The sequence below is a fragment of the Serratia sp. JSRIV001 genome (assembly GCF_019968745.1).
GTDB classification, from domain to species: Bacteria; Pseudomonadota; Gammaproteobacteria; order Enterobacterales; family Enterobacteriaceae; genus Chania; species Chania fonticola_B.
In genome coordinates this window covers 5,648,378-5,661,392 of sequence record NZ_CP074147.1, presented here as the reverse complement: position 1 = coordinate 5,661,392, position 13,015 = coordinate 5,648,378, and the positions used below count along the sequence as shown (strand labels likewise).

Genomic DNA, 13,015 nt, shown 5'->3' with positions numbered 1-13,015 from the left:
GGGTTGTGAGGTTAAGTGACTAAGCGTACACGGTGGATGCCTAGGCAGTCAGAGGCGATGAAGGGCGTGCTAATCTGCGAAAAGTGTCGGTAAGGTGATATGAACCGTTATAACCGGCAATACCCGAATGGGGAAACCCAGTGTGTTTCGACACACTATCGTATGGTGAATACATAGCCATACGAGGCGAACCGGGGGAACTGAAACATCTAAGTACCCCGAGGAAAAGAAATCAACCGAGATTCCCCTAGTAGCGGCGAGCGAACGGGGAACAGCCCAGAACCTGAATCAGTTCTTGTGTTAGTGGAAGCGTCTGGAAAGTCGCGCAGCAAAGGGTGATAGCCCCGTACACTAAAATGCATTAACTGTGAGTTCGATGAGTAGGGCGGGACACGTGACATCCTGTCTGAATATGGGGGGACCATCCTCCAAGGCTAAATACTCCTGACTGACCGATAGTGAACCAGTACCGTGAGGGAAAGGCGAAAAGAACCCCGGCGAGGGGAGTGAAATAGAACCTGAAACCGTGTACGTACAAGCAGTGGGAGCACCTTCGTGGTGTGACTGCGTACCTTTTGTATAATGGGTCAGCGACTTATATTTTGTAGCAAGGTTAACCGTATAGGGGAGCCGTAGGGAAACCGAGTCTTAACTGGGCGAATAGTTGCAAGGTATAGACCCGAAACCCGGTGATCTAGCCATGGGCAGGTTGAAGGTTGGGTAACACTAACTGGAGGACCGAACCGACTAATGTTGAAAAATTAGCGGATGACTTGTGGCTGGGGGTGAAAGGCCAATCAAACCGGGAGATAGCTGGTTCTCCCCGAAAGCTATTTAGGTAGCGCCTCGTGAACTCATCTTCGGGGGTAGAGCACTGTTTCGGCTAGGGGGCCATCCCGGCTTACCAAACCGATGCAAACTCCGAATACCGAAGAATGTTATCACGGGAGACACACGGCGGGTGCTAACGTCCGTCGTGAAGAGGGAAACAACCCAGACCGCCAGCTAAGGTCCCAAAGTCATGGTTAAGTGGGAAACGATGTGGGAAGGCATAGACAGCCAGGATGTTGGCTTAGAAGCAGCCATCATTTAAAGAAAGCGTAATAGCTCACTGGTCGAGTCGGCCTGCGCGGAAGATGTAACGGGGCTAAACCATGCACCGAAGCTGCGGCAGCGACGCTTAGGCGTTGTTGGGTAGGGGAGCGTTCTGTAAGCCGTTGAAGGTGAACTGTGAGGTTTGCTGGAGGTATCAGAAGTGCGAATGCTGACATAAGTAACGATAAAGCGGGTGAAAAACCCGCTCGCCGGAAGACCAAGGGTTCCTGTCCAACGTTAATCGGGGCAGGGTGAGTCGACCCCTAAGGCGAGGCCGAAAGGCGTAGTCGATGGGAAACAGGTTAATATTCCTGTACTCGGTGTTACTGCGAAGGGGGGACGGAGAAGGCTAGGCTAGCCGGGCGACGGTTGTCCCGGTTTAAGCGTGTAGGGGGAGTGACCTGGTAAATCCGGTTACTTACTAACCCTGAGGCGTGATGACGATGCACTACGGTGCAGAAGTAGTTGATGCCCTGCTTCCAGGAAAAGCCTCTAAGCATCAGGTAACATCAAATCGTACCCCAAACCGACACAGGTGGTCAGGTAGAGAATACCAAGGCGCTTGAGAGAACTCGGGTGAAGGAACTAGGCAAAATGGTGCCGTAACTTCGGGAGAAGGCACGCTGGCGCGTAGGTGAAGAGACTTGCTCTCGGAGCTGAAGCCAGTCGCAGATACCAGCTGGCTGCAACTGTTTAATAAAAACACAGCACTGTGCAAACACGAAAGTGGACGTATACGGTGTGACGCCTGCCCGGTGCTGGAAGGTTAATTGATGGGGTCAGCCGCAAGGCGAAGCTCTTGATCGAAGCCCCAGTAAACGGCGGCCGTAACTATAACGGTCCTAAGGTAGCGAAATTCCTTGTCGGGTAAGTTCCGACCTGCACGAATGGCGTAATGATGGCCAGGCTGTCTCCACCCGAGACTCAGTGAAATTGAACTCGCTGTGAAGATGCAGTGTACCCGCGGCAAGACGGAAAGACCCCGTGAACCTTTACTATAGCTTGACACTGAACATTGAGCCTTGATGTGTAGGATAGGTGGGAGGCTTTGAAGTGTGGACGCCAGTCTGCATGGAGCCAACCTTGAAATACCACCCTTTAATGTTTGATGTTCTAACTCGGCCCCGTAATCCGGGGTGAGGACAGTGTCTGGTGGGTAGTTTGACTGGGGCGGTCTCCTCCCAAAGAGTAACGGAGGAGCACGAAGGTTAGCTAATCACGGTCGGACATCGTGAGGTTAGTGCAAAGGCATAAGCTAGCTTGACTGCGAGAGTGACGGCTCGAGCAGGTACGAAAGTAGGTCTTAGTGATCCGGTGGTTCTGAATGGAAGGGCCATCGCTCAACGGATAAAAGGTACTCCGGGGATAACAGGCTGATACCGCCCAAGAGTTCATATCGACGGCGGTGTTTGGCACCTCGATGTCGGCTCATCACATCCTGGGGCTGAAGTAGGTCCCAAGGGTATGGCTGTTCGCCATTTAAAGTGGTACGCGAGCTGGGTTTAGAACGTCGTGAGACAGTTCGGTCCCTATCTGCCGTGGGCGTTGGAAGATTGAGAGGGGTTGCTCCTAGTACGAGAGGACCGGAGTGAACGCACCACTGGTGTTCGGGTTGTCATGCCAATGGCACTGCCCGGTAGCTAAGTGCGGAAAAGATAAGCGCTGAAAGCATCTAAGCGCGAAACTTGCCTCGAGATGAGTCTTCCCTGGGCCTTTAAGGTCCCTGAAGGAACGTTTAAGACTAAGACGTTGATAGGCTGGGTGTGTAAGTGCAGCGATGCATTGAGCTAACCAGTACTAATGATCCGTGAGGCTTAACCTTACAACACCGAAGGTGTTTTAGAGTAGACGACAATTTTCAGCGAAGTTCCGAGATTGGTTCTGGTGGTTACGTGAGTAACGGCCAAGAATGAAACAGAATTTGCCTGGCGGCAATAGCGCGGTGGTCCCACCTGACCCCATGCCGAACTCAGAAGTGAAACGCCGTAGCGCCGATGGTAGTGTGGGGTCTCCCCATGCGAGAGTAGGACACTGCCAGGCATCAAATAAACGTTATCAGTATGACACCTGGTAATGCGCGAAATCACCCAGGTGGTTTTGCCAGCATCGAAAGATGCGACGTAAAAGAATCGGTGGAGCGGTAGTTCAGTTGGTTAGAATACCTGCCTGTCACGCAGGGGGTCGCGGGTTCGAGCCCCGTCCGTTCCGCCACTTATTTAAATTATGCCTGCTAACTTTAGCAGGCATAATGTTAAGCGTAATTTAGGGGCGTAGCTCAGTTGGTAGAGCACCGGTCTCCAAAACCGGGTGTCGCGAGTTCGAGTCTCTCCGCCCCTGCCATATTAGAAACCCTTTGCGAAAGCGAAGGGTTTTTTTTGCTTTCTACTCGCCTAAAATTGCCATTCCTGCCGCTAGCGCGTACAAAATTCCCGCCGAAATCGTTCCCAATTTAGACATTTCTAGCTGTATCTATGTACAAAATGGTTGTAATCCCGCGCTGTGATATCGCTCATCATTCCTGTCTGTATTTCAACTACACCTTATAAGCCCCACGAGTTTGTTGGGCACACTCGATGAAAGCGAATATACCCACAGCCATCTCTGTCTGATCGATTCAGGCAGAGCGAGGAGAAAAACATGGTTAAGCGTTTACTGTTAGCGGCCGCCGTAAGCGGCGTGTTGATGGGAGCGGCGCAGGCTGCCCCCTTGGTTGTCGGCTTTTCTCAGATTGGTTCTGAATCAGGATGGCGTTCGGCAGAAACCAAAGTGGCGAAACAGGAGGCGGAAAAACGGGGTATTACGCTGAAAATCGCCGATGCACAGCAAAAGCAGGAAAACCAGATCAAGGCGGTGAGATCCTTTATTGCTCAGGGCGTTGACGCCATCTTCATTGCGCCGGTGGTGGCCACCGGTTGGACTCCGGTATTGCAGGAAGCGAAAGAGGCCAAAATTCCGGTCTTCCTGCTGGATCGCATGATCGAAGTGAACGATCCCTCGCTGTATACCGCAGCCGTCGCCTCTGACAGCGTCCATGAAGGGAAAGTCGCAGGCGAATGGCTAGTGAAAGCCGTTGCGGGCAAGCCCTGTAACGTGGTGGAACTGCAAGGCACCGTTGGGGCCAGCGTGGCCATTAACCGCAAGAAAGGCTTTGCGGATGGTATTGCCTCTGCCGACAACGTCAAAATCATCCGTTCGCAGTCCGGTGACTTTACTCGCAGCAAGGGTAAAGAAGTGATGGAAAGCTTTATCAAGGCTGAACAGAACGGCAAAAACATCTGCGCCGTCTATGCACATAACGACGATATGGCCATTGGTGCCATCCAGGCGATCAAAGAAGCTGGCCTCAAACCGGGCTCACAGATCAAGGTTGTTTCCATCGACGGCGTGCCGGATATCTTTAAAGCAATGATGGAAGGGGAAGCCAACGCCACGGTTGAACTGACGCCAAATATGGCAGGACCTGCGTTTGATGCCTTGATTGCATTGAAAAAAGACGGCACACAGCCACAGAAATTTATCCAGACCGAGTCGAAACTGCTGCAGCCTGAAACGGCCAGACAGGAATACGATATGAAGAAAAGCATGGGATATTGATCGTTAACAGGCGGAGCAGATAATGGCCACACCTCAGGCAGCATTATTGGCAATAAGCGGGTTATCCGTGGAGTTTCCAGGTGTAAAAGCGCTGGAGCAGGTTGATTTCACACTACAACGCGGTGAGGTGGTGGCGCTTCTTGGGGAAAACGGCGCGGGTAAGTCCACGCTGATTAAGGCATTAACCGGTGTTTACCAACGCTCCGCCGGTGAGGTCTGGCTAGAAGGCACCGCGATTGCGCCACAGAATACGGCCCAGGCGCAATCGTTGGGGATTGGCACCGTCTATCAGGAAGTTAACCTGCTGCCTAATATCTCGGTGGCCGCTAATCTGTTTATCGGACGCGAACCCACCCGCTTTGGCCTAATCGATCAAAAAACCCTGTTGCGTAATGCCCGTAAGCTGCTGGAAGGGTATGGATTACCGCTGGATGTCAGCCAGCCGCTGGGTAACTACTCTATCGCCATTCAGCAAATTGTCGCGATTGCTCGCGCCGTCGATCTCTCCGCCAAGGTGCTTATCCTAGATGAACCCACCGCCAGCCTGGATGCCAAGGAAGTCACCATGCTGCTGGATATTCTTAGCCAGCTGCGATCTCAGGGAATGGGGATGATCTTCGTCACCCATTTTCTCGAACAGGTTTACCGCATCAGCGATCGTATTACTGTGTTGCGTAACGGCAAGCTGGTCGGGACCCGTGTCACCGCCGAGTTGCCACGGCTCGAGTTGGTACAGATGATGCTTGGCCACAGTTTTGATGAGACGTTGCTCAAACGCAGCGAACATCAGGCCGTGCAGGCTCCGCCGTTAGTGGAGTTTAGCGGTTATGGCCGACGCGGCATGGTTGAGCCCTTTGATCTGGCGATCCGGCCTGGAGAAATAGTTGGTCTGGCTGGTTTATTGGGATCGGGGCGTACTGAGACGGCACAACTGATCTTCGGCATTAAGGCTCGGGATAAAGGTACAGCGAAGGTTGAGGGCAAAACGGTGGCGATCCCTACCCCCCGTAAAGCGGCCAGCCTGGGATTTGGCTATTGCCCAGAAGATCGTAAGACCGACGGTATTGTCGGCGCGGCCACGGTAAGGGAAAACATCATTCTGGCATTGCAGGCGCAGCGTGGCTGGTTACGGCCTATCCCTTTGCGTGAGCAAACCCGAATTGCGGAGGATTTCATCAAACTGCTGGGGATCCGCACACCGGGGCCGGAGCAGCAAATCCAGTACCTTTCCGGCGGTAACCAGCAGAAGGTGCTGCTTTCCCGCTGGCTGGCGACTAAACCCCGTTTCCTGATCCTGGATGAGCCAACCCGTGGCATTGACGTAGGAGCCCATGCGGAAATTATCCGCCTGATTGAACGGCTCTGTGATGAAGGGTTGGCGCTGCTGGTGATCTCCTCCGAACTGGAGGAGCTGGCAGGCTATGCCGATCGCATCGTGGTATTACGCGATAGAAAACATGTGGCGCAGCTTGAGCATGATGCCATTACGGTTCCCGCCATTATGCAGGCCATTGCCGTGCAACAGGGGGCAGCATGAACCACAGGAGTTTTCCCATGACCGGTGGACCGCGCAAAGTAAGGTGGGTAATGCCCGCCGGAGCGACGCAGCTGGGGGCGCTGGCGGTGATTTTGCTTATCGATAGCCTGGTCGCCCCCCATTTCTTTTCAATTCATATCCAGGATGGCCGCCTGTTCGGCAGCGTGATTGATATTTTTAATCGCGGTGCCCCCGTTGCGCTGCTTGCCTTGGGTATGACGCTAGTGATCGCTACCGGTGGGATCGATCTCTCCGTCGGTGCGGTGATGGCGATTGCCGGGGCGACCGCTGCCACCATGACTAGCGCTGGCTACCCATTAGCTTACATCCTGGGGGCCGCATTAGCGGTTGGGGCACTGTGTGGCCTGTGGAACGGTTTCCTGGTGGCGGTGCTGCAAATCCAGCCGATCGTCGCCACCTTGATGCTGATGGTGGCCGGGCGCGGTATCGCGCAGTTGATTACCGAAGGGCAAATCGTCACCTTTGAAAGTGAAGGATTAGCCAAGCTCGGCAGTGGTTCACTGATGTATCTGCCGATGCCGGTGATCATTGCTGCCATGATGCTGCTGCTGATTTGGTTACTGACACGCAAAACCGCTTTGGGGCTGTTTATTGAGGCGGTCGGTATCAATTTGCGCTCGGCACGTAATGCTGGCGTCAGTACTCGCTGGGTGATTATTGCGGTGTATATCATTTGCGGCCTGTGCGCGGCGGTGGCAGGGGTTATCGTCACGGCGGATATCCGTGGTGCGGATGCCAACAATGCGGGCCTGTGGCTCGAACTGGATGCGATCCTGGCCGTGGTGATTGGTGGTGGGTCACTGCTGGGCGGGCGTTTTAATCTGTTGCTCTCGGTGGTGGGGGCGCTAATCATTCAGGGCATGAATACTGGAATTCTGCTTTCGGGCTATAAACCGGAGTTTAACCTGGTGTTGAAAGCGGTGGTGGTATTAGCCGTGTTGCTGGTGCAATCCCCCAGTGTGTCATTACAGCGGCTGTGGCGGAGACGGAAATCATGATGAAACGTAACCTTCCCCTATTGATCACTATCGCGGTTTTCCTGCTGGGCTATGCCTTTTGCCTTAGCCAATTCCCCAGCTTCGCTTCCACCCGCGTCTGGTGCGATCTGCTGACCGACAACGCCTTTCTCGGCATTGTGGCCGTGGGCATGACCTTTGTGATCCTTTCAGGGGGTATCGATCTTTCGGTGGGCTCAGTGATCGCCTTTACCGGCGTACTGCTGGCCAAGCTGATTGGCACTTATGGTATTGCTCCAGGTTATGCATTTGTCATTGCCTTGCTGATGGGGGCCTCGTTTGGTGCGCTGATGGGTTGGATCATTGACGTGCTGAAATTACCTGCATTTATCATAACGCTCGCGGGGATGTTCTTCGTGCGCGGCATGAGTTTTATCGTGTCAGAAGAGTCTTTGCCGATCGATCACCCGCTGTATGCCACGCTGGCAAACTATGCCTGGAAAGTCCCCGGTGGTGGCCGATTTACCTTATTGGCGCTGGTGATGCTGCTAGTTGTGGCGATTGGCATGATCCTGGCGCATCGCACCCGTTTTGGCCATAACGTCTATGCCATTGGCGGCAATCCGGTCTCCGCTGCCTTGATGGGGGTGCCGGTAAGGCGTACCACCATCCAGATTTACATGCTTTCCAGTACGCTGGCAGCCCTCTCTGGCATAATTTTCTCGCTATACACTTCCGCCGGTTACGCTCTAGCTGCCAGCGGTGTCGAACTGGATGCCATTGCGGCGGTCGTCATTGGGGGAACGTTGCTGACCGGTGGTGTCGGCACCATCTTGGGTACCCTGTTTGGCGTGCTGATCCAGGGCCTAATCCAGAGTTACATCACTTTCGATGGCTCGCTCAGCTCCTGGTGGACCAAAATCGTCATCGGCATCCTGCTGTTCTGCTTTATCGGCCTCCAGAAGGCGATGAGCGCCTTTTGGCAGACCAGACGGGCAAAACCCCGCCATCCACGCCTGAAGCCGTCATAGCGGCTCAGGTTGCGGTATTTAAAGGTATTTTCAGCAGTTGGCGGATTAACGGCTGCTGGTCGCTGTTTTGCAGCCAGACGGCATAAAGCGGGCGGATGATCGGCTGGGCGTCAGCAACGGCGATCAACTGAGGGTACTCTTTTTCCCACTGGCTGGGGAGAAATGCACAGCCACCGGTTGTTTCCAGCAATTGACGCGTCAGATGTGCCGAAGTGGTGGTCAACACGGGCATGCTGTCGCCCTCAAGCATGCGGGCTTCCTGTTGGTGAAAATCGGCACCCCATTCCAGTTTGATGTAAGGCATGGGGGCGGATTTATCGCGTAGCGATGAGGAAAACAGGCGTAGCGAGAAGTTACCCAACAGCTGGCTGGCCAGCTCATCCATCTTTGGCGGTTCGGTGGTGATTAGCAAATCGAGCTGTCTTTCATGTAGCTGTTTCACCAAAGAATGGCGCAGAGCCACCCTGGCTTCGAGCTGCAAGGCCTCCCGCTGCTGGTAGAGAGATTGCAGCCAGGGCGTGAGGTAAGCTTCCCATAGCGACGCGGTGGCGCCGATCGAAAGTTCGCTGTGCTGTAGCGATCGCACCACCTCTTTCTTTGCTAACTGCCAAGTGTTCATCAGGCTCTCGGCATAGGGCAACAGCCGCTCTCCTGCTGGTGTCAGGCGGATGTTGTTGCGGTGGCGGGTGAATAAATTCGCCCCTAATTGAGTTTCAAGCTGACGGATACGGAAACTCACCGCAGACTGCGTTAAGTACAGGGATTCCGCTGCGCGGCCAAAGTGTCGCGTTCTACTGACCTCCAAAAAGGTTTTCAGTAATTCGGTGTCCACACCAATCTCCAAAATTTTTTATCGTTAAGATTTAAATGTTTTGTTTTACACGATGTCAAGCCTATCTAATACTCCGCGCCATAAACAGCACGGCCATGAGAGAATTAGGAGCGTGTCAGATGGCGGATAGCTTCACCACCAACAGTCGTTTTTTTGATAATAAAAACTATCCTCGCGGGTTCTCCCGTCACGGCGATTTCACCATTAAAGAAGCGCAATTGCTAGAGCGTTTCGGGTATGCGTTCAACGAGTTGGATGCCGGCAAACGCCAGCCAGCCACTGAAGAAGAACAGTTGTTCGTTGCAGTGTGTCGCGGTGAGCGTGAACCGGTAACCGAGCAAGAAAAAGTATGGTCTAAATATCTGGCGCGCACCCGCCGCCCGAAAAAATTCCATACGTTGTCAGGTGGCAAGCCGCAGGCTGATGCGGTAGAAGACTACACTGAAAGCGACGATTGATCATCATGGGGCCATTCGGCCCCAATTTTTATTCCAGGCTGCGGTGTAACTGCAGCAGCAGGCGATCCATACTGCGATAGCTGAGCGCTTCGCTGAGATGGCGTTTATCAATCTGTTGTTCCCCCGTCAAATCGGCCAGTGTGCGTGCCACTTTCAGGATGCGATGCCAGGCTCGAACCGATAATCCCAGTTGGCTCAGCGTTCTTTCTAAAAACTCCGCTTCCGCTGCAGGTAAATGGCAATCCCGATCCACCTCGCGGTTACTCAACAGCGCATTCACTTTACCTGCACGTGCCAGCTGCCGCTCGCGCGCCACCAGCACCCGTTGACGTACCTGTTGGCTGCTTTCCCCCGCATGGTGCTGCTTGGCCAGTACGCCTGGTGGCAGCAGTGGCACCTCAATCGACAAATCAAATCGATCGAGGAAGGGGCCAGAGAGCCTGCCGAGGTAGCGCAAAATCTGCTGCGGTGGCGTGCGGTTGTGTATGCCCTGATAGTGTCCGGTTGGGCTGGGGTTCATCGCTGCAATCAGCTGCACCCTGGCTGGGAAGCGTACCTTGGCACTAGCGCGTGAGATGACGATTTCACCGGATTCCAGCGGCTCACGCAGCGCATCCAATACTCGCCGTTCAAATTCCGGTAACTCATCCAGAAATAGCACGCCGTTGTGCGCCATGGAGATTTCCCCTGGCCGTGGCAAGGAACCACCTCCAACCAGTGCAGCCATCGAAGCGCTGTGATGCGGGGCACGAAACGGCCGCTGTCGCCATGGCAGGGTTTCATCAGGGTGATGCAATAAGCTGGCAACGGCCACGCTTTCCAACGCCTCCCGATCGCTTAACGGCGGCAGCAAACCGTTGAGGCGGCTGGCCAGCATGGTTTTTCCGGTGCCCGGAGGGCCAAGCAGCAATAGGTTGTGGCCCCCGGCCGCGGCAATTTCCAACGCTCGTTTTGCCTGCTCCTGGCCAATGACTTCCTGCAGGTCGGCAGTTTCCGTTGACGTGGCGGCCGGAGGGGGCGCTACGGCGATCGGCAGCTCACCCTTACCTTGCAAAAAAGCGCAAACCTCAAGCAAATGTTCCGCAACTCGGGTCGTGCTGTTGGGAAGCAACCCTGCCTCTTTGCCGTTGGCCGCTGCGAGGATCAGCTCACGCTTGGCCTCGGCTGCCGCTATTGCCGCCGGAATGGCGCCGTGCACCGCCCTCAATGCGCCAGAAAGCGCCAATTCACCCAGGAACTCATAGTGCGCCAACTTATCTGCTGGCAACTGTTCTGAGGCCGCCAGAATGGCCAGCGCAATGGGTAAATCATAGCGCCCCCCTTCCTTAGGCAAATCGGCGGGTGCCAGATTGACGGTGATGCGTTTGGCCGGAAAGGTGAAGCCGTTGTTGATCAGTGCGCTGCGCACCCGGTCACGGGCTTCTTTCACCGTGGTTTCCGGTAGACCGACCAGCGTGAGGCCGGGTAATCCGTTGCTGATATGGACTTCAACCATGACCGAAGGTGCCTGCACGCCGATCGTGGCACGGGTATAGATTACCGCCAGTGACATATTGCTCTCCTCGCTGAAGGCAACATGATGCGGGAACGGACCGATAGCTGCGCTCTATTCATCGTCAACTTGCGTAGTGCTACAAAATTAAAAGTAATTTATTTCATCAGGTTAGTGGTGTTTTTCGAGCCGGCACGCATTTCGCTGTAATACCCCTTAACAATTACCACAAGGTTGCAACAAATTAGCAAGCTAACCAAGTTGCAACAGCAGGGTTAATGGGTGTATTTAACAATTGGTTAAAATAAAAAATCACTTCATTAACAAAGCCCCGACCGCTACCGCACCCGCTGCGGCCGCCGCTAAACCTGATAACTTCATACTCTACGGTAGGGATAACACTATGTTCGGTTGGACTCCGCTGCAGCGCAATGCGGCAATTGCCAGCTTTTCAAGCTGGACGCTCGACGCTTTCGATTTCTTTGTGCTGGTCTTCCTGCTCAGCGATATAGCTCAGGCTTTTCAGGTGGGGATGGAAGAAGTCACCCTGGCGATCCTGCTGACGTTGGCGGTGCGCCCGATTGGCGCCCTGATCTTTGGCCGTGCGGCGGAAAAGTACGGCCGTAAACCAATCCTGATGTTGAATATCGTGTTTTTCTCGGTATTTGAGCTGTTGTCGGCGGCTGCTCCTTCTTTGACCGTCTTCCTGTTGCTGCGTGTGCTTTACGGCGTGGCGATGGGGGGCATCTGGGGCGTGGCCTCTTCGCTGGCGATGGAAAGCATCCCAGATCGTTCGCGCGGCTTGATGTCCGGTATCTTCCAGGCGGGGTATCCGTTTGGCTATCTGTTGGCGGCGGTGGTCTACGGCCTGCTGTTTGAAGTGGTCGGCTGGCGTGGCATGTTCGTGATCGGGGCCGCGCCAATCCTGTTGCTGCCGTTTATCTACTTCTGCGTGGAAGAGTCGCCGGTGTGGCTGGCGGCACGGGCTCGTAAAGACAGCACCGCTTTGCTGCCAGTCCTGAAGAGTCATTGGAAGCTGTGTCTCTATCTGGTGCTGCTGATGGCGGCGTTTAATTTCTTCTCTCACGGCACCCAGGATATGTATCCGGCCTTCCTGAAAATTCAGCACGGTTTCGATCCTAAAACCGTCAGTATCATCGCCATTAGCTACAATATCGCGTCCATTATCGGCGGTATTTTCTTTGGTGCCCTGTCGGAAAAAATTGGCCGTAAGAAAGCCATTATTATTGCGGCCCTGCTGGCGTTACCGGTGATCCCGCTGTGGGCCTTCGCCAGCGGTTCGTTCATGCTGGGGCTGGGGGCGTTCATGATGCAATTCATGGTGCAGGGCGCGTGGGGTGTGATCCCAACCTACCTCAACGAACTGGTGCCAGCGAATACCCGCGCGGTGTTGCCGGGGTTTGTCTATCAGCTGGGTAATCTTATTGCCTCAGTGAACGCGACCTTGCAGGCCACGATTGCGGAACATCATGGGCAAAACTACGGCCTGGCGATGGCGATGATTGCCGGGACAGTGGCGATCGTGATCGCGGTGCTGGTGTATTTCGGCAAGGATACGCGCGGCAAAGCGATTGCGGTGGAAAGTAAAGCGCCTGGTGCTGGTGTTAGCGTTTGAATTTCATGCACTTTGTTGCAGCTTTGACCCGGCAGCGCCGAATAATAACGCAAAAAAAGTGTTGTCAGGTTACCGGCTGCTATGGTAACTCTGTAGGCATTAGTTCGAAACGAGCACAGTGAACAACCCAATTATGAAAGCCCTAGCCCAAGTGATTAGCCTAGTCGTGATTAGCGTGGTGGTGATTATTATCCCACCGTGCGGGGCTGCACTTGGACGAAGAAAGGCTTAGAAAACAAGCCGGAATCGCAAGATAACCCCCGCACCCAAAAGGTCCGGGGGTTTTTTTATGCCAAGAAAATATGAACAAGGAGCAGAGAATGACCAACAGAATAAAATCCTGCACTTCCCGCAACAAGGCGG

Annotated in this window: 9 protein-coding genes, 2 tRNA genes and 2 rRNA genes; 11 read left to right on the top strand and 2 right to left on the bottom strand. The window is 54.2% G+C overall.

What is annotated here, in order from left to right; genetic code table 11:
• Positions 1-9: 9 nt before the first annotated feature.
• The 8 genes from KGP17_RS26275 (at position 10) to yjfF (ending at position 8,234) form a co-directional block, all read left to right on the top strand.
• Positions 10-2,917 (top strand): 23S ribosomal RNA (locus KGP17_RS26275).
• A gap of 102 nt (positions 2,918-3,019) precedes the next feature.
• Positions 3,020-3,135 (top strand): 5S ribosomal RNA (gene rrf / locus KGP17_RS26270).
• A 94-nt stretch (positions 3,136-3,229) separates the two neighbouring features.
• A tRNA-Asp gene (locus KGP17_RS26265) sits at positions 3,230-3,306 on the top strand.
• Between the two features lie 53 nt (positions 3,307-3,359).
• Positions 3,360-3,435: transfer RNA gene (locus KGP17_RS26260), tRNA-Trp, on the top strand.
• 297 nt (positions 3,436-3,732) lie between these two features.
• Complete coding sequence (ytfQ, locus tag KGP17_RS26255) at positions 3,733-4,689, top strand: galactofuranose ABC transporter, galactofuranose-binding protein YtfQ (RefSeq protein ID WP_021807362.1); 957 nt, start codon at positions 3,733-3,735, stop codon at positions 4,687-4,689.
• A gap of 22 nt (positions 4,690-4,711) precedes the next feature.
• A complete protein-coding gene (ytfR, locus tag KGP17_RS26250) occupies positions 4,712-6,226 on the top strand; it encodes a galactofuranose ABC transporter, ATP-binding protein YtfR (protein ID WP_209555382.1) in 1,515 nt (504 codons plus the stop codon).
• Positions 6,227-6,243: 17 nt separating this feature from the next.
• Positions 6,244-7,245 (top strand): galactofuranose ABC transporter, ATP-binding protein YtfT, encoded by a 1,002-nt coding sequence (ytfT, locus tag KGP17_RS26245; RefSeq protein WP_223498610.1) that lies wholly within the window; start codon positions 6,244-6,246, stop codon positions 7,243-7,245.
• Positions 7,242-8,234: a galactofuranose ABC transporter, permease protein YjfF gene (gene yjfF, locus KGP17_RS26240; protein ID WP_037376500.1), complete on the top strand. Its 993-nt coding sequence runs from the start codon at positions 7,242-7,244 to the stop codon at positions 8,232-8,234. Before ytfT ends, yjfF begins: the two co-directional genes overlap by 4 nt.
• Positions 8,235-8,238: 4 nt before the next feature.
• Here yjfF and hdfR read toward each other — a convergent pair whose 3' ends face one another.
• Positions 8,239-9,066, bottom strand: coding sequence for an HTH-type transcriptional regulator HdfR (hdfR, locus tag KGP17_RS26235; RefSeq protein ID WP_021807365.1), 828 nt, complete (start codon positions 9,064-9,066; stop codon positions 8,239-8,241).
• 119 nt (positions 9,067-9,185) lie between these two features.
• Here hdfR and KGP17_RS26230 point away from each other — a divergent pair, with 119 nt between their 5' ends.
• Positions 9,186-9,524, top strand: a complete 339-nt coding sequence (locus KGP17_RS26230) for a DUF413 domain-containing protein (RefSeq protein ID WP_021181829.1) — start codon at positions 9,186-9,188, stop codon at positions 9,522-9,524.
• 28 nt (positions 9,525-9,552) lie between these two features.
• On the opposite strand, the gene KGP17_RS26225 is transcribed toward KGP17_RS26230, so the two are convergent.
• Entirely contained in the window at positions 9,553-11,076 is a 1,524-nt protein-coding gene (locus KGP17_RS26225) for a YifB family Mg chelatase-like AAA ATPase (RefSeq protein ID WP_223498609.1), read from the bottom strand.
• A 343-nt stretch (positions 11,077-11,419) separates the two neighbouring features.
• On the opposite strand from KGP17_RS26225, the gene KGP17_RS26220 reads away from it, so the two are divergent.
• Positions 11,420-12,652: an MFS transporter gene (locus tag KGP17_RS26220; protein ID WP_223498608.1), complete on the top strand. Its 1,233-nt coding sequence runs from the start codon at positions 11,420-11,422 to the stop codon at positions 12,650-12,652.
• Positions 12,653-12,785: 133 nt separating this feature from the next.
• Positions 12,786-12,884 carry an ilv operon leader peptide gene (gene ilvL, locus KGP17_RS26215; protein ID WP_071681478.1) on the top strand — a complete coding sequence of 33 codons (99 nt, stop codon included), beginning with the start codon at positions 12,786-12,788 and terminating at the stop codon, positions 12,882-12,884.
• Positions 12,885-13,015 lie beyond the last annotated feature (131 nt).